The organism is Streptantibioticus parmotrematis (assembly GCF_019890615.1).
GTDB classification, from domain to species: domain Bacteria; phylum Actinomycetota; class Actinomycetes; order Streptomycetales; family Streptomycetaceae; genus Streptantibioticus_D; species Streptantibioticus_D parmotrematis.
In genome coordinates, this window is record NZ_JAINVZ010000020.1 from 43,133 (window position 1) to 66,908 (window position 23,776).

23 protein-coding genes and 1 tRNA gene are annotated in these 23,776 nt (G+C 72.9%); 6 read left to right on the forward strand and 18 right to left on the reverse strand.

The window, feature by feature from the left end:
• Positions 1–55: 55 nt before the first annotated feature.
• From K7472_RS24475 to clpS, 5 genes are all read right to left on the reverse strand, one after another.
• The gene (locus K7472_RS24475; protein ID WP_358229851.1) at positions 56–217 is read right to left on the reverse strand and encodes a putative leader peptide; all 162 of its coding nucleotides are present in this window, start codon (positions 215–217) and stop codon (positions 56–58) included.
• Between the two features lie 109 nt (positions 218–326).
• A complete protein-coding gene (locus tag K7472_RS24480; protein ID WP_222980710.1) occupies positions 327–752 on the reverse strand; it encodes a M67 family metallopeptidase in 426 nt (141 codons plus the stop codon).
• Between the two features lie 89 nt (positions 753–841).
• Positions 842–2,362, reverse strand: coding sequence for an amino acid permease (locus K7472_RS24485; protein ID WP_222980711.1), 1,521 nt, complete (start codon positions 2,360–2,362; stop codon positions 842–844).
• A 285-nt stretch (positions 2,363–2,647) separates the two neighbouring features.
• Positions 2,648–3,238 (reverse strand): DUF2017 domain-containing protein, encoded by a 591-nt coding sequence (locus tag K7472_RS24490; RefSeq protein ID WP_222980712.1) that lies wholly within the window; start codon positions 3,236–3,238, stop codon positions 2,648–2,650.
• 31 nt (positions 3,239–3,269) lie between these two features.
• On the reverse strand, positions 3,270–3,581 hold the full coding sequence (clpS, locus tag K7472_RS24495) for an ATP-dependent Clp protease adapter ClpS (RefSeq protein WP_222980713.1): 312 nt from the start codon (positions 3,579–3,581) through the stop codon (positions 3,270–3,272).
• 125 nt (positions 3,582–3,706) lie between these two features.
• Here clpS and K7472_RS24500 point away from each other — a divergent pair, with 125 nt between their 5' ends.
• The gene (locus K7472_RS24500) at positions 3,707–5,056 is read left to right on the forward strand and encodes a nicotinate phosphoribosyltransferase (RefSeq protein ID WP_372458041.1); all 1,350 of its coding nucleotides are present in this window, start codon (positions 3,707–3,709) and stop codon (positions 5,054–5,056) included.
• A 55-nt stretch (positions 5,057–5,111) separates the two neighbouring features.
• On the forward strand, positions 5,112–5,702 hold the full coding sequence (locus K7472_RS24505) for an isochorismatase family protein (RefSeq protein WP_222980714.1): 591 nt from the start codon (positions 5,112–5,114) through the stop codon (positions 5,700–5,702).
• A gap of 19 nt (positions 5,703–5,721) precedes the next feature.
• Here K7472_RS24505 and K7472_RS24510 read toward each other — a convergent pair whose 3' ends face one another.
• Positions 5,722–6,033, reverse strand: a complete 312-nt coding sequence (locus tag K7472_RS24510) for a hypothetical protein (RefSeq protein WP_222980715.1) — start codon at positions 6,031–6,033, stop codon at positions 5,722–5,724.
• A gap of 325 nt (positions 6,034–6,358) precedes the next feature.
• On the opposite strand from K7472_RS24510, the gene K7472_RS24515 reads away from it, so the two are divergent.
• On the forward strand, positions 6,359–6,622 hold the full coding sequence (locus tag K7472_RS24515) for a hypothetical protein (RefSeq protein WP_222980716.1): 264 nt from the start codon (positions 6,359–6,361) through the stop codon (positions 6,620–6,622).
• A 21-nt stretch (positions 6,623–6,643) separates the two neighbouring features.
• On the opposite strand, the gene K7472_RS24520 is transcribed toward K7472_RS24515, so the two are convergent.
• Positions 6,644–7,297, reverse strand: coding sequence for an RDD family protein (locus tag K7472_RS24520; RefSeq protein WP_222980717.1), 654 nt, complete (start codon positions 7,295–7,297; stop codon positions 6,644–6,646).
• 65 nt (positions 7,298–7,362) lie between these two features.
• Entirely contained in the window at positions 7,363–8,742 is a 1,380-nt protein-coding gene (locus tag K7472_RS24525; protein ID WP_222980718.1) for an RDD family protein, read from the reverse strand.
• Positions 8,743–9,037: 295 nt separating this feature from the next.
• Between K7472_RS24525 and K7472_RS24530 the strand changes: the two genes are divergently transcribed.
• Positions 9,038–9,514, forward strand: coding sequence for an SsgA family sporulation/cell division regulator (locus K7472_RS24530; RefSeq protein WP_222980719.1), 477 nt, complete (start codon positions 9,038–9,040; stop codon positions 9,512–9,514).
• Positions 9,515–9,535: 21 nt separating this feature from the next.
• On the opposite strand, the gene K7472_RS24535 is transcribed toward K7472_RS24530, so the two are convergent.
• Positions 9,536–10,903 carry an FAD-binding oxidoreductase gene (locus K7472_RS24535; protein ID WP_222980720.1) on the reverse strand — a complete coding sequence of 456 codons (1,368 nt, stop codon included), beginning with the start codon at positions 10,901–10,903 and terminating at the stop codon, positions 9,536–9,538.
• A gap of 93 nt (positions 10,904–10,996) precedes the next feature.
• The gene (hppD, locus tag K7472_RS24540; protein ID WP_222980721.1) at positions 10,997–12,109 is read right to left on the reverse strand and encodes a 4-hydroxyphenylpyruvate dioxygenase; all 1,113 of its coding nucleotides are present in this window, start codon (positions 12,107–12,109) and stop codon (positions 10,997–10,999) included.
• 121 nt (positions 12,110–12,230) lie between these two features.
• On the opposite strand from hppD, the gene K7472_RS24545 reads away from it, so the two are divergent.
• Complete coding sequence (locus tag K7472_RS24545) at positions 12,231–12,704, forward strand: Lrp/AsnC family transcriptional regulator (protein ID WP_222980722.1); 474 nt, start codon at positions 12,231–12,233, stop codon at positions 12,702–12,704.
• 83 nt (positions 12,705–12,787) lie between these two features.
• Here the strand turns inward: K7472_RS24545 and K7472_RS24550 are convergent, their stop codons facing one another.
• The 3 genes from K7472_RS24550 to K7472_RS24560 all read right to left on the reverse strand — a co-directional run bounded on the left by K7472_RS24550 (position 12,788) and on the right by K7472_RS24560 (position 16,424).
• Complete coding sequence (locus tag K7472_RS24550) at positions 12,788–13,570, reverse strand: S16 family serine protease (protein WP_222980723.1); 783 nt, start codon at positions 13,568–13,570, stop codon at positions 12,788–12,790.
• A 60-nt stretch (positions 13,571–13,630) separates the two neighbouring features.
• A complete protein-coding gene (locus tag K7472_RS24555; RefSeq protein ID WP_222980724.1) occupies positions 13,631–14,320 on the reverse strand; it encodes an IclR family transcriptional regulator in 690 nt (229 codons plus the stop codon).
• A 322-nt stretch (positions 14,321–14,642) separates the two neighbouring features.
• Entirely contained in the window at positions 14,643–16,424 is a 1,782-nt protein-coding gene (locus K7472_RS24560) for a DEAD/DEAH box helicase (RefSeq protein WP_222980725.1), read from the reverse strand.
• 265 nt (positions 16,425–16,689) lie between these two features.
• Between K7472_RS24560 and K7472_RS24565 the strand changes: the two genes are divergently transcribed.
• A tRNA-Cys gene (locus K7472_RS24565) sits at positions 16,690–16,761 on the forward strand.
• 113 nt (positions 16,762–16,874) lie between these two features.
• Here the strand turns inward: K7472_RS24565 and K7472_RS24570 are convergent.
• The 5 genes from K7472_RS24570 to K7472_RS24590 form a co-directional block, all read right to left on the reverse strand.
• Positions 16,875–17,672, reverse strand: a complete 798-nt coding sequence (locus tag K7472_RS24570) for a transglycosylase SLT domain-containing protein (protein WP_222980726.1) — start codon at positions 17,670–17,672, stop codon at positions 16,875–16,877.
• A 617-nt stretch (positions 17,673–18,289) separates the two neighbouring features.
• On the reverse strand, positions 18,290–18,784 hold the full coding sequence (locus K7472_RS24575; protein ID WP_222980727.1) for a DUF1269 domain-containing protein: 495 nt from the start codon (positions 18,782–18,784) through the stop codon (positions 18,290–18,292).
• Between the two features lie 172 nt (positions 18,785–18,956).
• Entirely contained in the window at positions 18,957–21,290 is a 2,334-nt protein-coding gene (locus K7472_RS24580) for a xanthine dehydrogenase family protein molybdopterin-binding subunit (RefSeq protein ID WP_222980728.1), read from the reverse strand.
• Positions 21,291–21,345: 55 nt separating this feature from the next.
• A complete protein-coding gene (locus K7472_RS24585; protein WP_308014071.1) occupies positions 21,346–22,851 on the reverse strand; it encodes a 2Fe-2S iron-sulfur cluster-binding protein in 1,506 nt (501 codons plus the stop codon).
• Entirely contained in the window at positions 22,848–23,747 is a 900-nt protein-coding gene (locus K7472_RS24590; RefSeq protein WP_222980729.1) for an FAD binding domain-containing protein, read from the reverse strand. Before K7472_RS24590 ends, K7472_RS24585 begins: the two co-directional genes overlap by 4 nt.
• Positions 23,748–23,776: the final 29 nt, after the last annotated feature.

The window sequence follows — 23,776 nt, forward strand, 5'->3', positions numbered from 1 at the left end:
GTGGGTGAGGGGCGATGCGTGCGGCGGCTCGGCGCGCGGTTCCGTCACGCCAGGGTCAGGCGCGCGGACAGGCCGCGCTGGCGAGGCGGCACAGATCGACGTGCAGCCGCGCCGCTCCGCCCCCGAAGGCGCCCAGCAGGGCCGAGGCGCAGTGGGCGCGAGCGAACGCGGCGAGCGGCGTGCCCGGCGTCTCTTCGCTCACGTCGTGGAGAACCATGGGGTCATCGTATCGATTCCCCTCAACGGGCCGAGACGCCCGTCCCAGCATCCGGGACCTGAGCCGGACAGTGGCGCGAGGAGGCCGGGCCGCGGGCGGAACGCGCAGGTCAGGCGTAGGACTCCACGACCTCGACCTGCTCCTCGGTGACCACGCCGTCCACGATGCGGAACGAGCGGAACTGGAAGGGGCCGAGTCCGTCGGTGTCGGCGGTGGAGACCAGCACGTAGTGGGCGCCGGGCTCGTTGGCGTAGCTGATGTCGGTGCGCGACGGGTACGCCTCGGTCGCGGTGTGCGAGTGGTAGACGATCACCGGCTCCTCGTCGCGGTCGTCGAGATCGCGGTAGAGCTTGAGCAGGTCGGTAGAGTCGAACTCGTAGAACGTGGGCGAGCGGGCCGCGTTCAGCATCGGCACGAAGCGCTCGGGCCGGTCGCTGCCGACCGGGCCCGCGACGATCCCGCACGCCTCGTCGGGGTGGTCGGCGCGGGCGTGGGCGACGATCTCGTCGCGCAGGGCCTGGGTGAGGGTCAGCATGGGCGACAGAATAGGCAGACCGCCCCCGGCCGTCCGGGGGCGGTCTCATCAGGCGGAACGCGGAATGGGACGCTCCGCGCTGACGCGGCTCACGCCTCGGCGTCCGCCGCCGCCTCGGCCACCGTCGCCTGCGTCGTGGGCAGCGCCTCCGCGACGGCCCCTGTCGCGAAGACCTCCGGCGTGCGCGCCTTGAGCACGTAGTACGACACGACCATGATCGCGGCCCACACCGGCGCTACGTACAGCGAGACGCGGGTGTCCTTGTCGACGCCCATCAGCACGATGACCAGGCCGATGAAGGCGAGCGCGATCCAGCTGGTCCAGGGCGCGCCCGGCATCCGGAACCCGGAGCGCGGCAGCTCGCCGCGGTCGGCCTTGGCGCGGTAGCGGATCTGGGCGGCGAGGATCATGATCCACGCCCACATGCCGGAGATGGTCGCGAAGGAGACGACGTAGGTGAACGCGTCCGACGGCCACTCGTAGTTGATCCAGACGCCGACGAGCATGAAGGCGGCCGAGGCGCTGGTGCCGAGCAGGGGCGTGCCGCTGCGGGTGAGCTTCGCGAACGCCTTCGGGCCCTGCCCGTTGAGCGCCAGGTCGCGCAGCATGCGGCCGGTGGAGTACATGCCGGAGTTGCAGGACGACAACGCGGCGGTCAGCACGACGAAGTTGACGATGCCCGCGCCCAGCGGCAGCCCGATCTTGCCGAACGCGGCCACGAACGGGCTCACGCCGGGCGAGAACTCGGTCCACGGCACGACGGACAGGATGATGATCAGCGAGCCGATGTAGAACAGGCCGATGCGCCACGGGACGGTGTTGATGGCCTTCGGCAGCGTCGTCTTCGGGTCCTTGGACTCGCCCGCGGTGACGCCGACGAGTTCGACGGCGAGGAAGGCGAACATCACGATCTGCAGGGTCATCAGCGTGCCGCCGACGCCGTGCGGGAAGAACCCGTGGAACTGCCACAGGTTGCTCACCGAGGCGGTGTCACCGGCCTTGGAGAAGCCGAGCGTCAGCACGCCGATCCCGATGAGGATCATGCCGACGATCGCGGTCACCTTCACCATGGAGAACCAGAACTCCAGCTCGCCGAAGAGCTTCACGCTGATCAAGTTGACCAGGTAGAGCACGACGGTGAAGACCAGGGCCGAGATCCACTGCGGCACGCCGTGCCACCAGTAGTCCACGTAGTTGGCGGCGGCCGTCACCTCGGTGATGCCGGTGACCACCCAGAACAGCCAGTACGTCCAGCCCGTCGCGTAGCCGAAGAACGGGCCGAGGAACTCGCGCGCGTACTCCGAGAAACTCCCCGACACCGGGCGGTACATGAGCAGTTCGCCCAGCGCCCGCATGATGAGGAAGATGACGACGCCCACGACCGCGTAGGCGAGGATGAGACTGGGTCCGGCCTTCGAGATGGCCTTGCCCGCGCCCAGGAACAGGCCGGTGCCGATGGCGCCGCCGATGGCGATCATCTGGATCTGCCGGTTGCCCAGGCCGCGTTGGTAGCCCTCCGCCGGAGCCTCGGTCCGGTCGGTGTCGCCGCTCTCACGGCTGCGGGCGTCGTCGGCATCTTCGATCGCCGAGGTGACCTGCTTCGAGGTCATGGTGTGCTGCGCCTTTCTCCACGTCTGTCCTGCCCCCGATGGAGTGCGCGCCGGCGATCGGCCGGCCCAGCGCCCGCCACCGTGGGACAGGGGTGGCGTCCTGGCGGCTGGTCGTGAAGTCCTATCACGGGCTTTTCGGTCACCACGGAGCGTGGTGGTGGCGGACACCACACCACACGTGGGACGAAAAGGGCGCATGCCACCAAAGGCGGACAGCGTGAGTGACGCGATCGTTATACGGAGTTGAGCGTCCGCTGAGCGAACGCCCACTCCCCCGCGTCGGTGTCAGGGCGTCAGCGTCTCGATCAGCGTCTCCTGGAGGCCGCCGAGCCACATGTACGCCATCATCAGCGGCTTGCGCGGGTCCTCGTCCGGCAGCCGGTACAGGTCGCCGTCCGGGTCCTCGTCGACGTCCAGCCGGGTGCCTATGGTCAGCCGCAGGTCGTTGAGCGTGCCGAGCCAGCGGCGCGACTCCTGGTCGGACAGGGTGAGCACCGCGGCGCGGTCCCGGGCCGGGTCGAGGGCGTCGAGCGAGCGGACCACCGCGAGCGCGTCGTCGCGCTTGCGGGCGCGCAGGTCGTTCTCGGTGTAGCGGCGGAACTCCGAGGACGCGGCCAGCGCCTCGTCGTCGGCCTTGCCCTCGGGGTCGACGTAGGCGTCCGGGAAGAGCCGGGCCAGCGCGGGGTCCGCGGGGCGTTCGGTGGGTCCCTCGGCGAACAGCTCGGCGAGCGGGTCGTCGCCCGGCTCGGGCCCGGCGGGGCCGGGGCCGACGAGTTCGAGGAACTGGACGGCGAGGCTGCGCAGGATGGAGATCTCCACCTCGTCCAGCGCGATCGCGGCGCCGCCGTCGGGGGCGGTTTCGAAGTATCCGGCCATGAGGCCCGTCAAGTCTCCCAGCTGGGTCGGGTCAGCGGTCCTGGGTGAGCGTGGCCCACAGACCGTAGCCGTGCATGGCCTGCACGTCCCGTTCCATCTCCTCGCGGGTGCCTGTCGAGACGGCGGCGCGGCCCTTGTGGTGCACGTCCATCATCAGCTTCTTGGCCTTGTCCTTCGGGTAGCCGAAGTAGGCCTGGAAGACGTAGGTGACGTAGCTCATCAGGTTGACCGGGTCGTTGTGGACGACCGTCACCCAGGGGACATCGGGGGAAGGCGCCTCGAAAGGCGCTTCGCTCGACTCGGTCTGCTCGATTTCCGCGGGGGCGACACTCACGTTCCCCATGCTGCCACTTCGGTGCGGCCGTTGCGATCGCGCGGGGGCCTTGGCGCCCACCGCCCGACGCGCCGTACGATCATCACAGGAAGGGAAATCGTCACTCTGACGACTAGTGGGGGTAGGATCCGGCCATGAACTCTCCAGACGGGCCCGACCGGCTGACCGGCTCCGCCCTGGGACTGCCGGTGGCCGTGCCGTCCACGGCGCTGTTCACCGACCGGTACGAGCTGACCATGTTGCAGGCCGCCCTGCACAGCGGCGCGGCGCACCGGCGCTCGGTCTTCGAGGTCTTCACCCGCCGCCTGCCGGAGGGCCGCCGCTACGGGGTCGCCGCCGGGACCGGGCGGGTGCTGGACGCGGTGGAGAACTTCCGGTTCGACGACGACGTCCTGGGCTTCCTGGCCCGCGAGAAGGTCGTGGACACCGCGACGCTCGACTGGCTGGCCGGTTTCCGCTTCCGCGGCGACATCCACGGCTACCCCGAGGGCGAGGTGTACTTCCCCGGCTCGCCGATCATGCGGGTCGAGGGCACGTTCGCCGAGGGGGTGCTGCTGGAGACGGTGGTGCTGTCGATCCTCAACCACGACTCGGCGGTCGCCGCGGCCGCGTCCCGGATGGCGGTGGCCGCCGGGGGGCGCCCGCTGATGGAGATGGGCGCCCGGCGCACCCACGAACTCGGGGCGGTCGCCTCCTCGCGCGCCGCCTACGTCGGCGGCTTCACCACCACCTCCGACCTGGCCGCGGGCTTCCGCTACGGCATCCCGACCGTCGGCACCAGCGCGCACGCCTTCACCCTGCTGCACGACACCGAGCGCGACGCCTTCCGCGCCCAGGTGCAGTCCATGGGCAGCGACACGACGCTGCTGGTCGACACCTACGACGTGGCCGAGGCGGTGCGGGCCGCGGTCGAGGTCGCCGGGCCCGAGCTGGGCGCGGTGCGCATCGACTCCGGTGACCTGCTGCTGCTCGCCCACCGGGTCCGCCAGCAGCTGGACGACCTGGGCGCGGCCAAGACCCGCATCGTGGTCACCTCCGACCTGGACGAGTACGCCATCGCCTCGCTCGCGGCGGCGCCGGTGGACGCGTACGGGGTGGGCACCTCGCTGGTCACCGGCAGCGGGCACCCGACCTGCTCGATGGTCTACAAGCTGGTCGCCAGGGCCGGTGAGGAGGGCGACGGGCTGGTGCCGGTCGCCAAGAAGTCGATGGGCGCGAAGACCTCGGTGGGCGGCCGCAAGTGGGCGGCCCGCAGGCTGGACGAGGACGGCGTGGCGGAGGCCGAGGTGATCGGCACCGGGCCGGTCCCGGCCGACCTGGAGGACCGGCGGTTGCTGGTGCCGCTGGTGGTGCGCGGCGAGGTCGTGGGGCGCGAGCCGCTGGAGGCGGCGCGCACCCGGCATCTCGAGGCGCGGGCCGGGCTGCCGCTGTCGGCGACCCAGCTGTCGCGCGGTGAGCCGGTCATCCCCACGGAATTCGTGTGAGCGTCGGCATGAACGGGCGCGTGAACGGGAGTACGACCGGGGAAGGGCGGGCGTCATGCAGCGGGCACTGATCGTGGTGGACGTGCAGAACGACTTCTGCGAGGGCGGCAGCCTGGCCGTCGCGGGCGGCGCGGACGTGGCCGCCGCCGTCACCGACCTGGTCGCCCAGGCGCAGCCGGGCTACCGGCACGTGGTGGCGACCCGCGACCACCACGTGGATCCCGGCGCGCACTTCTCCGCCCGTCCGGACTACGTGGACACCTGGCCGCGGCACTGCGTGGCCGGGACCGAGGGCGCCGGGTTCCACCCGAACTTCGCGCCCGCGGTGGCGTCCGGCGGGATCGAGGCGGTCTTCGACAAGGGCGCGTACGCGGCGGCGTACAGCGGCTTCGAGGGCGCCGACGAGCACGGCACCGGTCTCGCGGAGTGGCTGCGGGAGCGGGAGGTCGCGGAGGTCGACGTCGTGGGCATCGCGACCGACCACTGCGTGCGGGCCACCGCGCTGGACGCGGTGCGCGAGGGCTTCACGGTGCGGGTGCTGCTGGAGCTGACCGCGGGGGTGGCGGCGCGGACCACGGCGCGGGCGCTGGAGGAGATGCGCGGGGCCGGGGTGACGCTGGTGGGCGAGCCCGTGGTGGGCGGGTAGCGCCTCCGGGGACCCGCGGCTACGCGCGCAGGGCGCTCAGCGGCTGCCACAGGTCGGTGTCGCACGCCTCCTTGCGGCGCCAGACCATGCCGTCCGGATGGTGCAGGACGGCCGAGATCTCGTCAGGGGTGGGCGGCTCGGCGTTGCCGGTGAGGCGGACCGAGCGGAAGCCCAGGTTCCGTACCCGGGTCAGGGCGCGCTGGCGGTTGGCGGCGTGGACCAGGACGCGTATCGTGCCGGTTCCGCCGTGCCGGGCCGCGTCGGGGTGCGGCAGCGTCAGCGCGACCACCACGCTGCCGCTCGGAAGTCTGCTGAATCCACCAGGTGCCACGGCCCGTCCCGCTCTCTCCCCCGGTTCCCCCGACGCTTCCCCCGGTTCGATGATCAGGCCGGACGCCCCGGGCGCGCCAGGGGAGGGCGGCCGGACGGGCGGTCGGCCGGGCGGCGGGGGGCGCGTTCCGGTCACCTCCCGCCGTGACGGCTGGGGCGCGCGGGGCTGTGTGAATCCGTGCGCCCCTTGTGCATCGCACCATGAGTGAGCTCACGCTTACCGGGCGTTCCCATCGGGCATGCGGACTCGTAGAGTCTTCAGGGCGGCACCGCCACGCTCTGACCGACGTACGCACCACACCCCCGTATCGAGGACGGATTCCGCCATGCCGCGTCCGACCCGCGCCCAGTGCGCCTCTGGTTCGGCCACCGTCGTCCTGTCGACCCTGGCGATGCTGCTCTTGTCCGGAGTGCACGAAGGCCCCGGTGTGATCGTCATAGCGCTGGCCGGGCTGGCGCTCGGCCTGCTCGTCGCCCTCACGGTGGCGACACCCCGCGGCGTGCGGGCCCCCGAGCCGCCGGGCGCGGCCCCCGAACCGGCCCCGCCGTCCCGCCCGACCGCCCGCACCCCGGTGTCGCTGCGCCGCTGAGACCTGACCGCGGGTGCGCGCTCAGGTCGTCGAGACCACGACCGTCTTCGCCGACTTGTCGTGCAGGCACTGGTGGTACGGCTTGTCCCACAGGCACCACAGGACGTTCACCAGCCAGAAGAGCGAGCCGCAGCACGGCACGATCGGCGGCAGCGCGTAGACGGCCGCGCGCGTCCAGCCGGGCTGACCGGCCGGGGTGGTGCCGTTCTCCAGCATCGCCACGCGGATCTTCATCGCCATCTTGCCGAAGGTCTGGCCCCGGGTGGTGAGCATGTAGCCGTCGTACAGGAAGTAGACGACGGCGTAGATCAGCTCCTCCCAGAAGCTGCGCGCGGTGTTGTTGTAGTTGTAGCCGCCGAAGCCGAAGCCCAGGATGATGCCGAGCGGGATGCCGACGATCAACGCGTCGATGATCCGGGCCAGCAGTCGGCGCGGCCGGGCGGCCAGCGGCGGCATCCCGGCCAGCGGGTCCGGGGTCTGCGCGCCGTACGAGGGGTCGTACGGCGGCGGGGTGCCGGTGCCGCCGCCGAAGGGCTGGTCGGCCGGGCCGGGGGGCGGGGCTCCGTACGGCCCGCCGGAGCCGTAGGGCGTGTCCTCACCGCCTTCCGGCCGCTTCCGGAACGGGTCCTCGGGCGGCTGGTCGCCCGAGCCGGGCGGCGGCTGATCGGTGCTCATGCACCGAGTCAAACCCGGCCGCCGCGCCGCCGCCCGCGCTCCTGGCCCGTTCGGGGGACGGACGGTCACTTGCCGGCGGCGACGAAGGTACGGGCGGCCTTGTCGTGCCAGCACTGCCGCCAGGGGCGGTCGAACAGGCACCACACGTCGTTGACCACGCCGATCACCAGCAGGTGCAGTACGAGGCGCACCAGCGTCCGGCGCAGCGACCGGCCGAAGCCCGGCGTCAGCTGCGACTCGATGTCCAGTACCCGCACGCCCAGCAGCTTCTTGCCCAGCGTGCGGCCCCAGCGGGCGGTCGGCAGCGCCTCGTAGAGCAGTCCGGCGACCAGCAGGACGGCCAGCACGGTGCCGAGGCAGAGGCCGGTCGTGCCGTCGATCAGCCAGATCTGGACGTTCTCACCGCTGAGCCGGGCGGCGTCGATCTTGTGCTGGAGGTGCTGGACGGACGCGGTCACCAGCGGGAACGTGGCGGCGCCGACGACCGCGCCGAGCACGACGGTGTCCACGATCCCGGCGAGCAGGCGGCGGCCGGGGCTCGCGGGGCGGTCCGGCTCCTGGGCGGCGAGGAAGGGGTTGCTCGGGGCGGCCGGCGGGCGCCAGGGCACCGGGTGCGCCTCGGCGGCCTCGCCCGCCGCGTCCTGCGCCGGTGTCGCCAGCCGCTGCACCTGGCGCTGCCACGGCACGGCGGCGTCCCCGGAGGCGCTCTGCGGCTGCGGGTAGCCGTAACTGCCGGGCGCGGCCGGGGCGTTGCCCTGCGGATAGCCGTAGCCTCCGGCGGGCGCGGCGGGCGGCGCGGTGCGCGGGTACCCGTAACCACCCTCACGAGCGACCCCCGCACCGGAGGCGGGCGCGACGGACGCGGCTCCGGACGACGGCGCGGCGGGCGCGGGCAGCGCGAGCGGAGGCGCAGAGCCCGCGGGCAGGGCGGAGGCGGGCCGGGGCCCGGAGGCGGCCGGGGCCGACGCGGGCGCGGCGGAGGCCGAGGCAGGCGGGGCCGACGCGGTCCCGGCGGGCGTCTCCGCTCCCGCCTCCGGACTCCCGCCCCCGCCCGCCTCCTTGGCGTCCTCCGAGCCCCACGCCACCCGCCGCGCGTCCTCGCCGACGCCGGACTGCCGTGCCGGGTCCGCCTTCCAGCCCGACTCCCCCGCGGCCCGCTCGCCGCGCTGGGCGACCGGCGCGGCGGGGTCCTCGTCCAGGAACATCGGGCCGGACTCCTCGACCGACGCGGGCGGCCTGACAGGCACGGGCGCGGGACCGGGAGCGGAAGAGGCCGCGGAGACCGCCGCGGGCGGCGGGGTCAGCACCTCGCCCGGCGCGGGCTGCGGGCGACTGGTGCCGGGCACCCAGGCCGAGCCGTTCCAGTACCGGACGTAACCCGGGATCGACGGGTCGGGGTAGTACCCCTCGCGAGGTGATTCCGCGCCCCCACCGGAGGTCGACAATGCCCCCAACTCCCCTCTGTGCCAAGTACCCGGGGGAAGACACTAACGAAGAACGGGCGCCCCGGAAGCCGGATCAATCGGACGTTCGCCCACCGAACGCGCGCGCCCGGCGCGCGTCCGGGCCGGGCGCCCCTTTAGCCGCTGGGGCCCGGACCCGGGAGACGTTCGGAAAAACCCAACACAGTCCGCGCAAGTCGCGTAATGGTGTGGGGAGTATGCGCTCTCTCCCGGTGCGGCCCCCGCAGCGCCCGCTGCGTCACTCCGCCAGGGGTCGCCGAGGAAAGGACGTCTCTTCATGCACACCGTGGTGGAACGCGAACTCGAACTGAACCTGGTGCTCTCCCCCGAGCGCAGCGTGCCGGTGCCCGCCCGGCTGGTCTACCGGGCCGACGACCCGTTCGCCGTGCACATCACCTTCCACATCGGCTCCGACTCGCCGGTGAACTGGACGTTCGCCAGGGAGCTGCTGGTCGAAGGGGTGTTCCGGCCGTGCGGGCACGGGGACGTGCGGATCTGGCCGACGAAGGTGGAGGGCCGCAGCGTGGTGTGTCTCGCGCTCAGCTCCCCGGACGGCAACGCGCTGCTGGAGGCGGCGTCCTCGCCGGTGGCCGCCTGGCTGGAGCGGACGTTGCGCGTCGTGCCGCCCGGCTCCGAGCACGAGCAGCTGGGGATGGAGGACGGCCTGAGCCGGCTGCTGGCGCCGACCACGCGCGACGAGCTGTGGTTGCGCGACCCATGGCCGGGTGACGACGCGCCGGAGGGGGGTGCCTGACGGCGGGCCGGGAAGCGGATGTCAGAAGAGCTTGCCCGGGTTGAGCAGCCCGAGCGGGTCGAAGACCTGCTTGACGCCGCGTTGCAACTCAAGACCCACCGGGCCGAGTTCGCGGGCCAGCCAGTCCTTCTTCAGGACGCCGACGCCGTGTTCGCCGGTGATGGTGCCGCCGAGTTCGAGGCCGAGCGCCATGATCTCGTCGAAGGACGCGCGGGCCCGCCGGGCCTGGTCGGCGTCGGCCGGGTCGAAGCAGACCACCGGGTGGGTGTTGCCGTCGCCCGCGTGCGCGCACACCCCGATGACCAGGTCGTAGCGGTCGGCGATGGCGGCCACGCCGTCCAGCATCTCGGCGAGCCGGGAACGCGGCACCGCGACGTCGTCGATCATCGTGGTGCCGGTGGCGCGTTCCAGCGCGGGCAGCGCGGAGCGCCGTGCCTGGAGCAGCAGTTCGGACTCCGCCGCGTCCTCGGCGGGCACCACGGCGCTCGCCCCGGCCGCGGTGCACAGGGCGGCGACGGCGCCGAGGTCGGCCGCGGGGTCGGGGGTGTCGAAGGCGGCGAGCAGCAGGGCCTCGGTGGTCTCCGGCAGGCCCATGCGCGTCATGTCGTTGACGGCCCGCACGGTCGTGCGGTCCATGAGTTCCAGCAGCGAGGGGACGTGGCCCCCTTGCGAGATCGCGCACACCGCGTCGCAGGCCGCGGCGACCGAGGGGAACTCGGCGGCCAGCGCGAGCTGCGCGGGTGGGGCGGGCTTGAGGGAGAGCACCGCGCGCACCACGATGCCCAGGCTGCCCTCGGATCCCACGAACAGCCGGGTCAGGTCGTAGCCCGCGACGCCCTTGGCGGTGCGCCGCCCGGTGCGCAGCAGCCGCCCGTCGGCCAGCACGACGTCGAGCCCGATCACGTACTCGCTGGTGACCCCGTACTTCACGCAGCACAGCCCGCCGGCGCCGGTGCCGATGTTGCCGCCGATGGTGCACTGCTCCCAACTGGAGGGATCCGGCGGGTAGTACAGGCCCTCGGCGGCGGCCGCGCGGGACAACTCGGCGTTGACGACGCCGGGTTCGACGACGGCGATCCGGTCGACGGTGTCGATCTCCAGGATGCGGTTCATCCGGGTGAGCGACAGCACCACGCAGCCGTCGGAGGCGTTGGCGGCCCCCGACAGGCCGGTGCGCGCGCCCTGCGGGACGACGGGGACGCGCAGCTCGGTGGCGACCCGCATCACGTGCTGGACCTGTTCCACGGTGCGCGGCAGCACCACGACGGCCGGGGCGCCGCTGTCGCAGAAGCTGGCCATGTCGGTGGCGTACGAGGCGGTGACGTCCGGGTCGGCCATCACCGCCTCGTCCGGGAGTCCGGTGCGCAGCAGTGAGATCAGATCGCCCATGGGATCAGCGTGTCACCGTGCGCCCTGTCAGGGAAGGACTCCCAGGCCCGCGCCGGATGCGGCACGTCGGGCGGGCCGGGCGCGCGGGGCGCGTCACAGGTTGCCGCGGCGCTCCTGCTCGCGCTCGATGGCCTCGAACAGCGCCTTGAAGTTGCCCTTGCCGAAGCCCATGGAGCCGTGGCGCTCGATCATCTCGAAGAAGACGGTCGGGCGGTCCTGGACCGGCTTGGTGAAGATCTGCAGCAGGTAGCCGTCCTCGTCGCGGTCGACCAGGATCTTCAGCTCGCGCAGCGTCTCGACCGGCACCCGGGTCTCGCCGGCCCACTCGCCGAGGGTGTCGTAGTAGGAGTCGGGGGTGTTGAGGAACTCCACGCCCGCCGCCCGCATCGCGCGCACCGTTGCGACGATGTCGTTGGTGGCCAGGGCGATGTGCTGCATGCCAGGGCCGCCGTAGAACTCCAGGTACTCGTCGATCTGGGACTTCTTCTTGGCGATGGCCGGCTCGTTGAGCGGGAACTTCACCTTGCGGGTGCCGTCCGCCACGACCTTGGACATCAGCGCGGAGTACTCGGTGGCGATGTCGTCGCCCACGAACTCCTTCATGTTGGTGAAGCCCATGACGTTGTTGTAGAACGCCACCCACTCGTTCATCTTGCCGAGTTCGACGTTGCCGACGCAGTGGTCGATGGCCTGGAAGCGGCGCGCGCCGGGCTCCACGATCGGCTCACGGGCCACGTAACCGGGCAGGTACGGGCCGTCGTAGCCGGTGCGCTCCACCAGGCTGTGGCGGGTCTCGCCGTAGGTGGCGATCGAGGCGATCACCACGGTGCCGTGCTCGTCCTTGAGCTCGTACGGCTCCTCAAGGCCGGTGGCACCGTGCGCGAGGGCGTACTCGTAGGCGGCGCGGGCGTCGGGCACCTCGATGGCCAGGTCGATCGCGCCGTCACCGTGGGCGGCGACGTGGCGCTCCAGGAAGCGGGCCCGGTCGCTGTCGGCCTTGATGACGGAGGTGAACACGAAGCGGGCGTTGCCCGACTCCAGGACGTAACTGGCGGTCTCGCGGCTGCCGTTCTCCGGTCCCGAGTAGGCGACGAGCTTCATGCCGAAGGCGGTCGAGTAGTAGTGCGCGGCCTGCTTGGCGTTGCCGACCGCGAAGACGACGGCATCCATGCCCTTGACGGGGAAGTTGTCCTGGGTCTGAGTCATGGCAAAAGGGTCTCCCCATGCCCCATACTGCGCAATAGTTCGCGCATTCGCTAGACATTCTGTACAGCGGTGAGCAGGATCGACCGGTCAATCTGTGCAGGGTGACCACGGGAGGTGGCGGATGAGCATCGACGCGCTCGACGGGCGTCTGATCCGGTTGCTGGAGCGGGAGCCGCGCATCGGCGTGCTGGAGGCGTCCCGGCGCCTCGGCGTGGCCCGCGGCACGGTGCAGGCGCGGCTGGACCGGATGCGGGAGAAGGGGGTGATCCGCGGGTTCGGGCCGCAGGTCGACCCGGCCGCGCTGGGCTATCCGGTGACCGCGTTCGCGACGCTGGAGATCAAGCAGGGCCAGGGCACGGACGTACGGGCGCACCTGGCGGGCGTCCCCGAGGTGCTGGAGCTGCACACCACCACCGGCCAGGGCGACATGCTCTGCCGCCTGGTGGCCCGCTCCAACGCGGACCTGCAACGGGTCATCGACCGCGTGGTCGGCTTCGAGGGCATCGTGCGCGCCGCGACGGCGATCGTGATGGAGAACCCGGTGCCGCTACGGATCATCCCGCTGGTCGAGCAGGCGTCCCGGGACGCGGACTGACCGGGTCCCGGGGGCGGGGGCGTTCGGCGGGCGGGCGTTCGGCGCGGGGCCCTCGGTGCGGGGCCTTCAGCGCGTGCGCCGTGTCAGCAACTCGGCACCTTCCCACCGGAGTTGAGCGTGGCCAGCACCGACAGCGCGTTGTCCAGCGAGGTCACCGGGATCACCTTCAGGCCCGCCGGGGGCAGCGCCTTGGCGTCGGCGCACTCGGCCTTGGGGGTGAGGAAGACGGTGGCGCCGTCCTGCCGGGCGGCCTGCTCCTTGAGCGGGACGCCGCCGACCGCGCCGACCGTTCCGTTCGCGGTGATGGTGCCGGTGCCGGCGATGACCCGGCCGCCGCTCAGGTCGCCGCCGTGGCCGTTGCCGTCGATGCTGTCGATGATCCCCAGGGTGAACATCAGGCCCGCGCTGGGCCCGCCGACGCCTGCCAGCGTCAGGTCGACGTGGACCTTCTTCGAGGACAGGCCCAGGTGGCCGAGGGCCGCCGAGGTGGCCGCGTCCTGCGACTGCTGCATCTCCTGCGCGTTGACCTGGTCCGCCTGCTTCGCCGAGCCCTGGTAGACGGCGCTGCGCGGCATCGCGGCCTCGTCGGTCCTGAACCACGCCTTCGCCACGTCCAGGAAGTGCACCGGCGCGTTGGGCGCGGTCGCCTCGATGGTCACCATGCGCAGCTGCCCGCTGGTCTTCCGCGTCGGCGTGCCGGTGATGGTGATCACCTTCTGGCCGCCGCTCGATCCCAGGACGTTCGCGGTCATCCCCGGGTAGGCGATGGTGACCGGGAGCGGTGCGAAGGCCGCGACGCACAGCAGTGCCACGACGACGGCGGAGCAGAGGGTGAGGATCCTGGCGCGAGAAGACACGTAGGGCATTACAGCATTCCGCCCGGCCCTCCCCTCGCGTCGCCCGCGTCCACCGGGGTCACCGATGCCTCATCGCAACGCTTCCGACACCTCCAGCGCGGCTTCCACGACCCGGGCCCCGACCCGTTCCGGCACCGCGTCCGCCAGCATGACCACGCCGACGCTGCCCTCGACGCCGGTCACCCCGGACAGCGGCGCGGCGGCCCCGCTGGCGCCCGCCTCCAGTTCGCCGTGGGTCAGGACGTACGGCGGCGGCGCGGGGCGGTCGCCGTCGCGAGGCTGCGGGGGCACGGTGGCCAGCGGCTGGGCGGCGCGCTCGCGGGCCCGCAGGATCGCCTTGCCCGCGGCCCCGCGTTCCAGCGGATGACGGAAGCCGGTGCGGTACGCGACGTGGTAGTCGGTCCAGCTCGGCTCGACGACGGCCACCGCGAGCGCGTCGTTGCCGTCGACCAGGGTGAGGTGGGCGGTCGCCCCGACGTCCTCGGCGAGCGAGCGCAGCGCGGGCAGCGCGGCCTCCCGCAGCAGCGGATGCACCTGATGGGCCAGGCGCAGCACGCCCAGGCCGACCCGGGCCCGGCCGCCGAGGTCGCGGCGGACCAGGGCGTGCTGCTCCAGGGTGGCCAGCAGGCGGTAGACGACGGTGCGGTTGACGCCGAGGCGGCCGGCCAGTTCGGTGACGGTCAGGCCGTGGTCGGTGTCGGCGAGCAGTTTGAGGACCTTCAGGCCCCGGTCCAGCGTCTGTGAGGTCTCCGCGGTCACGACGGCCCCCCTATCCGTGAGTGGCGGCTCGTGCTCGGCGGTGGACTGCCACGGACGGCAGCGCGCGCGAAGGCCGCCGGTCGCGTGGTTCCCGGCCGCACTCCGCGGCGACGTTGCCACGGCGCGTGCGTGACGGGACAGTAACCACGCGTACCGCTCAGCGGAAGAGCCGGTCCACAATCCGGGCGGAGAGCTTTGCCGCTGCTTTAACGGCCCATGGAGGGCACCCGCGAGCGTGGTGACAGCGCAGGTCGCGGGGTGTGGACACGGAGGCGGCGCGGGCGGACGACGATCTCCGGTTCCGGACGGGCGCGGGGCGCGCTCAGCGCATCCGGGTCGCCCACTCCTGGACCTTCTTGATGCGCTCCTCAATCTGCCCCGCGGTCGCCTCGGCCGAGGGCGGCCCGCCGCACACCCGGCGCAGCTCGTTGTGGATGACGCCGTGCGGCTTGCCGCTCTGGTGGGTGTAGGCGGACACCATCGTGTTGAGCCGCTTGCGCAGCTCCAGCAGTTCCTTATGGGTGACGATCGGGCGCCGCTCGGCGGGCAGCTCGATCAGGTCGGCCTCCGCGTCGGGCTTCTTGCGGCTGTGCGCGATCTGCCGGGCCTGCCGCCGCTGGAGCAGCATCTGCACCTGGTCGGGCTCCAGCAGGCCGGGGATGCCCAGGTAGTCCTGCTCCTCCTCGCTGCCCGGGTGGGCCTGCATGCCGAACTCGGCGCCGTCGTAGAGCACCCGGTCGAAGACCGCGTCGGACTCCAGCGCCTCGAACGGCAGTTGGTCCTCGGTGGCCTCGTCCTGCTGCTTCTCCGCCTCGGCGAGGAGCTTGTCCTCCTCCGCGTACGGGTCCTCCTCGCCGCCGTCCTTCTTCGGCTTGTCGAGCACGTGGTCGCGCTCGACCTCCATCTCGTTGGCGAAGCCCAGCAGCATGGGAATCGTCGGCAGGAAGACCGAGGCGGTCTCGCCGCGCCGCCTGGAGCGGACGAAGCGGCCCACCGCCTGCGCGAAGAACAGCGGGGTGGAGATGGTCGTGGCGTACACCCCGACCGCCAGCCGCGGCACGTCGACGCCCTCGGAGACCATGCGGACCGCGACCATCCAGCGGTCCTCGTTGTCGCTGAACTCGTCGATGCGTTTGGACGCGCCCGCGTCGTCGGAGAGCACCACGGTCGCCCTGGTGCCGGTGATCTCGCGGATCAGCTTCGCGTACGCGCGCGCCGAGTCCTGGTCGGAGGCGATGACCAGGCCGCCCGCGTCGGGGATGGACTTGCGCACCTCGGTCAGCCGCTGGTCGGCGGCGCGCAGCACGTTGGGGATCCACTCGCCGGTCGGCGCCAGCGCGGTGCGCCAGGCCTGGCCGATGGCGTCCTTGGTCATCGGCTCACCGAGCCGCGCGGCGATCTCGTCGCCCGCCTTGGTCCGCCAGCGCATGTTGCCGCTGTAGGAGAGGAAGATGACCGGGCGCACCACGCCGTCCCCGAGCGCGTTGCCGTAGCCGTAGGTGTAGTCGGCGGACGAGCGGCGGATGCCGTCGGAGCCCTCGACGTAGGCGACGAACGGGATGGGGTTGGTGTCGGAGCGGAACGGGGTGCCGGTCAGCGCGAGCCGCCGGGCCGCGGGCTCGAACGCCTCGAAGCACGCCTCGCCCCACGACTTGCTGTCGCCGGCGTGGTGGATCTCGTCGAGGATGACGAGGGTCTTGCGCTGCTCGCAGCGGTTGCGGTGCAGCATCGGCCGCACGCCGACGCCCGCGTAGGTGACGGCGACGCCGTGGTACTCCTTCGAGACCGGCCCCGCGCTGTAGTCCGGGTCGAGCTTGATGCCTATCCTGGCCGCCGCCTCGGCCCACTGCTTCTTCAGGTGTTCGGTCGGCGCGACCACGGTGACCTGCTGGACGACGTGGTGGTGCAGCAGGTACGAGGCGAGGGTCAGCGCGAACGTGGTCTTGCCGGCCCCGGGGGTCGCCACCGCCAGGAAGTCGCGGGGCTGTTCGGTGAGGTAGCGGTCGAGCGCGGCCTGCTGCCAGGCGCGCAGTTTGCCCGCGGTACCCCAGGGGGCGCGGCCGGGGAAGGCGGGTGAGAGGTGGTGGGAGGCGGTCGTGGTCACGTTCTCCGGTCCGTCTCTCGTCGGTTGGGTACGAAAACCGTGACAGCCTACCGGCCCGGGCCGCCGCCGCCCGAACGTGAACGCGGTATGGCGGTCACGTTGCGTTCCCCGCGCGGCCGTTGACCCCGCCCGGGCCCCGGGGCCTATCGTCGGAGGCGTCGGAGGAAGCCGGAGCAATCCGGAGGACACCCGATGAAGAAGACGAAGCAAGACGAAGCACCACGAAGACGCCCTTGAGCGGACTTCGTGCGTGCGGCGCCAACGCGGCCGTGTGCCCGAGTGGTTGAGGGGCTCGCCTGCAAAGCGAGTTACGTGGGTTCAATTCCCGCCACGGCCTCCGATCGCGTCCCGACGCACCAACGGCCGGGGCCCGCAATCCCTTTACGGATTGCGGGCCCCGGCCGTTGACAGTGCCGTTCGGCACCGGTGAATCGGCGCGCGTGAATTCGATCAGTACGCCGAGTTCACGTTGTCGATCGTGCCGTAGCGGTGGGCGGCGTAATTGCACGCGGCCACGATGTTCGCCACCGGGTCGTACAGATTGTTCGCCGTCCCGGAGATGTGGTACTCCTCGAACGTGGGCTGGATCACCTGGAGAAGGCCCTTGGAAGGAATGCCGTTCTGCGCGTTGATGTCCCAGTTGTTGATCGCGTTCGGGTTACCGCTGGACTCCCGCATGACGTTGCGGTGAATGCCCTCGTACGAGCCGGGGATGTTGTGCTGGTGCATGATCGCCAGCGCGTGGTTGATCCAGCCGTTGAGGTTGTTCGCGTACTGCGGGGCGGCCGGCGCGGCCGCGACGGGCTTGCGCTGCTCGGAGCGGTTGGCGGCCGGCTTGTCGTCCTTGCGCTCCTTGGCGGCCTGGTCCTTGGCGGCCTTGGCGGCCTTGTCCCGGGCAGCCTGGTCCGCGGCGGCCTTGGCGTCGTCGGCCTTCTTCTGGGCGGCCCCGGACTTCGGGAGGTCGTTGTTGCCGGACTGCTTGCCGGTGACGGCGAGGCCGTCCGCGACGTTGGGCTGGATGTGCTTGCCGTCGCCGGTGTGCCCCGACCCGTTCCACGCCATCGCGACACCCATCACGGGGTTGCTCGGGTTGGCCGCGTGAGCCGACGCCGGTACGACCGTGAAGGCCAGGACGGAGGCTCCGGCGACGGCCACACCGGCCGCGGAGAGCTTCTGCTTCCGGGTCATGCGCGCGGTGGAGTTCTGGTAAGTCCGGGTCAGGCGGTTGAAAGCGGCGGGAATGGGCATGGGGTGGTTGTCCTCTTCCGGTCGGAGTCGCAGTCGTCGGTGAAGCGAGTCGCAGTCGCCTCTCCGGCAAAAAGCGCCGCGTGTCAGATACGCGGCGCCCTGCGGCTCGGTAATTGTTAGCGACCGGAAAATCGCGTGGCAAAGGTGTGACGTACTACCGGACTTCGTTGAATCTCCGTAACGGCGGCACGCGGAATAGCGCGCCCGAGGCTTTGTACGCCCGTTCACCCGGTCTTTATAACCCCACTACACATCTTCGTAAGTGATCCACGCCCTATGCGGAGGGTCACACGGGGCCGGTCCGATTATCACTCTGGGTTGTCGGTCGGGCACGGATCTGGACGCGTCATCGCTGCGGTTTTCGGAGCGAGAGGGCATGAATCGGACACGAACGAGGCCCCGGCGCATGCCGGGGCCTCGGATTTCGTGGAATGAAGGGGTGCCGGGCTACGGGAGGGGGCGACTCCGGGGGCGGGAAGGCGGGAGCGGGGGGCCTGTGGCGAAGGCGGGAGCGGGAGCCTGCGGCGACGGAGTCCAGGGGTCCGCCGGGGCCGGGGGCGGAGGCGGCAGAACCGTCGGCGAGCGCCCCCATCCCAGGTCGGGCCCCGGAGGGGCCCCTACTGCCCCCGGGCCGCCTTGACCGCCTCGCGCAGGTGCTGCTCGTCCGTCTCGCTCAGCGACGTCTTCACCAGCTGGCCGCCGTACTGCGCGATCTCCGGGACCACCCGGTCCTCGGTGGCCTGCTGGACCAGCAAGAACAAGGCCGCCGCGCCCGGGCGCAGGTTCCGCCCCAGCTCGCGCATGAAGTCGTCGTTCACCCCGGTGTCGACCACCGAGCCGCCCGCCGCGCCCGCCGCCGCCCCGACCGCCGCGCCCAGGAAGGGCACGAAGAAGAGCATCCCGATCAGCGTCCCCCACAGCGCGCCGCCGGTGGCGCCCATCGCGACGGGGTTGGAGACCTGGTGCAGCTTGATCTTCCCGTCCTCGCGCCGCTCGACAACGGCCGCGTCCTCCAGCTGGATGAGGTGCTCCTTCATCATCTGGAAGAGCTTGTCGCGCACCTCGGTGGCGGTCCGCACGTCGTCGTAGGCGATCACGAACAGGTTGCTCATGCGAAGGTCCTCGTTCCACGCGGAGGGGCCGGGCCACGGACCACTGTAGAGCGAGAGTGACGAACGCGACATTCGGAGCATTACGGCACGAAACACGTAAGGATGCCCGCGCGCCGGGGTGCCGCCACTCCCCCCGGCCGCAGCCCCGAAGCCGCGCCGGAGGCGCCCGCGCCTACGCCCCCGCCGGCTTCGCCACCGCCGCCTGCGGGCGGATCGGCAGCCTGCCCACCGGACGCCCGGTGGCCGCCCGTACCGCCGAGGCCACCGCCGCCGGGGACGCCACGACCGGCACCGCGCTGACCGCCTTGGCCCCGAAGGGCGCCACGACGTCCCGTTCCTCGACCAGCTTCACGATGCGCACGACCGGCGCGTCCAACGCGGTCGGCAGCGGGTAGCCGGTGAGCGTCGGGCGCTTGACCACGCCACGGGGTGCCCGCAGATCCTCCATCAGGGCCATGCCGACGCCCTGGGTGACCCCGGCCTCGATGCGCGCGGCGACCTGCCGCGGGTTGAGCGCCCGGCCCACGTCCTGGGCGACCGCCATCTCGACCACCCGGACCGTGCCCAGCTCGATGTCGACGTCCACCACCGCGCGGACGGCGGCGAAGGCCAGGCCCACGAAGGCGTCGCCGTGACCGTATTCGTCCAGGTGTTCGGTGGGGTGCGGGCGGCACTGCGCGGTCGCCCACAGCTCCTTGCCCTCCAGCGCCTCGGCGACCGTGGTGCTCAGCACACCGTCGTACGAGGTGATCTTGCCGTCCGCGATGGCCAGCAGCTCCACCGACATCCCGAACTGGGCCGCCAGCGGTTGCAGCAGCTGGGTGCGGACCATCTTCGCGGCGCGTTCCACCGCCCCGCCCGACACCCAGGTGTGCCGTCCGCGCGCGGAGGGCCCGGCGGGCGGCTGGTCGGTGTCGGCGGCCACCACCGCGACCTCCTCGACGCCCAGCACCTCCTGGACGATCTGCCGGGCCAGCGTGGCGAAGCCCTGCCCGGTCTCGACAGCCGCGCAGATCACCGTGGCCTCGCCGTCGGCGACCTTCACGGTGGCGGTGGACACCTCGTCGTGGCCCTCGGCGCCGAGCATGTGCACCATGCCGATGCCGTAGCCCACGCCGCGCCGCACCGCGCCCGGCTCGCCCGCGCCCTCCGGGCCGCCCGGCAGCAGCCACTCCGTCTCGTCCTCGGCGTCCGGCAGCGGCGGCAGCTCGGCGTCGCGCACCGCGGTCAGCAGTTCGGCGACCGGCGCCGGGCAGGTCACCGCCTGCCCGGTCGGCAGCAGGTCGCCGGTGGACAGCACGTTGCGCATGCGGATCTCGGCCGGATCGAGCCCGAGGCGGGCCGCCAGCTTGTCCATCTGGCCCTCGTACGCGGCGCACACCTGCATCGCGCCCTCGCCGCGCACATGGCCCGAGGGCGGGTTGTTGGTGCGCACCGCCCAGCCCTCGACGAAGACGTTGGGCACGACGTACGGCCCGGCGGCGAAGGCGACCGCGGCGGCCAGCGCCTCGGAGGAGGCGTCCGCGTAGGCGCCCGCGTCCAGCAGCAACTGCGCCTCGACCTTGACGAGCCGGCCCTCGGCGTCCGCGTGGTGGCGGTAGCGCAGCAGCGCCGGGTGCCGGTGGGCGTGGCCGAGGAAGGACTCCTCGCGGGTCGCCACCAGCTTCACCGGGCAGCCGGTGCGCAGCGCCAGCAGGCCGAGCGGCAGCGGGAAGCCGGGGTCCTCGCGGTCCGCCATGGCCCCGGGCACACCGGTCACCACGACCTTGACCCGGTCCGGCTCCAGGGCGAAGCAGGCGGCGGCCAGGTCGCGGTCGGCATGCGGGTCGGTCGAGGCCAGGTACAGCTCCACGCCGCCGTCCGGGCGCGGCACCGCGAGGCCCGCCTCGGCGCCGACCGGGGCCGGGTCCTGGCGGCCGACCCGGTACAGGCCCTCGACGATCACCTCGCCGACCGCCTCGGGGTCGCCGCAGCGCAGCGGGATGTGGCGGATCAGATTGCCGTCGGGGTGCAGCGGCGGCGCCTCGAAGGCCGTCTCCGGGTCGGTGACCGGCTCCAGCACCTCGTACTCGACCGCGATCGCGGCGGCGGCCAGGCGGGCGGTGTCCGGGTGGTCGGCGGCGATCGCGGCGATCGGCTCGCCGTGGTGGCGTACGACGTCGTGCGCGAAGACCGGGCGGTCGGCGACCCGGCGGCCGTGCGTGGCGGCGCCGGGGACGTCGGCGTGGGTGACGACCGCGCGCACGCCCGGCATGGCGGCGGCGGCCGTGGTGTCGACGGAGACGATGCGCGCGGAGGCGTGCGGGGAGCGCAGGACGGCGGCCCACAGCAGGCCCTCGGCCCACAGGTCGGCGGCGTACGGGAAGACGCCCCTGGCCTTGGCCTCCGCGTCGGCGGGCGGGACGGACGCGCCCAGGCCGCGCGGGCTCTCCTCGTCCCCGGCGGCCGCCGGGGTTCCGGACGCGACCACAGCGGGCGTCGCGGTCACCGCGTCGGGTCCAGTCATCCGGCCTTGTCTCCGATCCGGTCGGTGGTCACGGTGGTCTGTTCGGTCGGGGCGGTCACGCGGGCGCTCCGCCGCCCTGGCTCTGCTCTCCGGTGGCCTGGTGCGGGATGCGGGGCAGGCCGTCCTGGGCCGGCTCCCCCTCCTCGCCCGCCTCCGCGGTGGCCTCGCGTTCGGCGACCACCTGGCGCACCGCGTCCAGCACGCCCTGGTAGCCCGAGCAGCGGCACAGGTTGCCGCACAGCGCCTGGCGGGTCTCCAGCTCGGTCGGGCGGTGATTGCCGGCCAGCAGGTCGTGCACGGTCATCGCCATGCCCGGCACGCAGAAGCCGCACTGCACCGCGCCGCACTCGGCGAGCGCCCGCTGCACGTCGGACGGACGGCCGGCCTGCGCGAGTCCCTCGACGGTGCGCACCTCGCAGCCCGCCGCGGTCGCCGCGGGCATCAGGCAGGACGCCACCAGACGGCCGTCGACCTGCACCGAGCAGGCCCCGCACTCGCCCTGCTCGCAGCCGTCCTTGGCCCCGGCGAGGCCGAGCCGCTCGCGCAGCACGTACAGCAGGGACTCCCCGAGCCACGCGTCGGTGACCGGGCGGTCGGCGCCGTTGACCCGCAACACGTAGGAGGCGAGCGGGTGTTCGGTGTGCGGATCACCTTCGGCGACGGGGGCGTCGGGGGCGGCGGCCCGCTCGGGGAAGCCGGGCACGCCCGCGTCTTCGGGGGCACCGGGGTGCTCCGGGGGCTGGAAGGCGTGCGGCTCGGGGATGTCCTCCGCCGGTACGGGAGCGTGCTCGACGGGAGCGGGAGCGTGCTCGCCCACGAAGGCGGGGTCCCCGGCGGCCGGGTCCACGGGGTCGTAGCCGCCCTGGCCGTGCCGTGGCGGCTCGTAGCCCGGGGGTTCGTGGATGGCGGGCTCGTGGGTGACCGGCTCGTGCGTGACGGGTTCGTGCGTGACGGGTTCGTACGGCGGCTGCGCGAGCGCGTCCGGCTCCGACGCGTACGGGTGCGGCTGCTCGGGCGCGTACGGGGGCTGCGGCGCGCCCTGCCCGCGGTCGATCAGCGCGCCGAGGGAGTACTCCCCCGACTCCTCCGCCGGGTCGTCGGCCACGAACGGGATCGACCACTGCTGGGTGGCGCCCGGGTCGACTGTGGGCGCGGGGACCGGGGGCACCGACGCGGGCCCCTGTCCCGGCTCGACCGCGACGGCCTCTATCGGCACCGCCCACTGCCCGGTGGTCTCCTGCGGCTGCGGGGCCGCGGCGGCCTGCGGGTGGTGCTCCTGCGGTACGTAGCCGTGGCCGGGCGCGGCGAGCGGGTCGGCGCCCGCGCGCAGGGCGACGACGTCGGGGAGCTGGCCGGCGAACGAGACGTGCATCGTCGCCTCGCCGTCGAACTCACCGCCGGTCGGCAGCGGGTACCACACGCCGTCCCCGGCACCGAAGGCGTCCGGGTGGGCGCCCTCGCCGGTGGCGGGAGCGCCGCCGTGGCCGGTCGCGCGGTCGTCGGCCCGGTGCTCGTCGGTGCCGTCGGCCGGGTAGTCGTTGGTGCCGAACTCGTCGCTCACGAAAGCGCCCTCCCCAGTGCGCGGCGGGCCAGTGCGGCCACGGTACGCCGCAGGTGCGCCACCGCGGGCGGCAGTTCACCCGCGGCGGGGTTCGCCGGATCCGCGTGGTCGGCCGGGTCCGGGATGCACGCCATCGCCACGTACTCGCCGAACGCGGTGCAGGCCTCGGCCTCCAGCGTGCGGTCGCCGTCCCAGTCGATCAGCCCGGCGACCCACGCCTCCGCCTCCAGCGGGCGCAGCGGCATCGGGGCGACCGCGCCCACCGCGCACCGCACGCCGCGCCGGGCCGGGTCGAGCACCAGCGCCACGGAGGCGGTGGCACGGCCGGGCCCGGTGCGGGCGGTGGCCTTCAGGAACGTCTGCGGGGCGTGCAGCAGCGGCGCGCGGACGAACGCCAGCAGTTCGCCGGGGCGCAGCGGGTCCATGCCGGTCAGCAGGTGGCTCACCGGGACCTCGCGGCTGCCGTCGGGCCCGGCGAGCACCACGGTCGCCTCCAGCGCGGCGAGCACCGGCAGCGCGTCGCCGGTCGGCGCGGCGGTGACGATGTTGCCGCCGAGGGTGCCCGCGTTGCGGATCTGCGGCGGCCCTGCGGCGCGGGCCGCGGCGGCCAGCGCCGGGATGAGCGCGGCGAAGTCGGGGCGCCCCATGCGCGCGTGGGTCAGTCCGGCGCCGAGCAGGGCGTGGCCGTCGGCGTAGGACCAGCCGCGGATCTCGCTGATCCGGCCGAGCCCGACCAGCCCGGCGGGGCGCAGCAGGCCGGAGTTGACGGCGGCCATCAGATCGGTGCCGCCGGCGACCGGCACGGCTGCGGGCATGGCGGCGAGCGCCGCCACCGCCTCGTCGAGGGAGGCGGGCAGCGTCACCGTGCGTCCCGTCTGCCGTGCGTACGTGCTCACGCAGCTGCCCCTTCCACGGCGCCGGACGG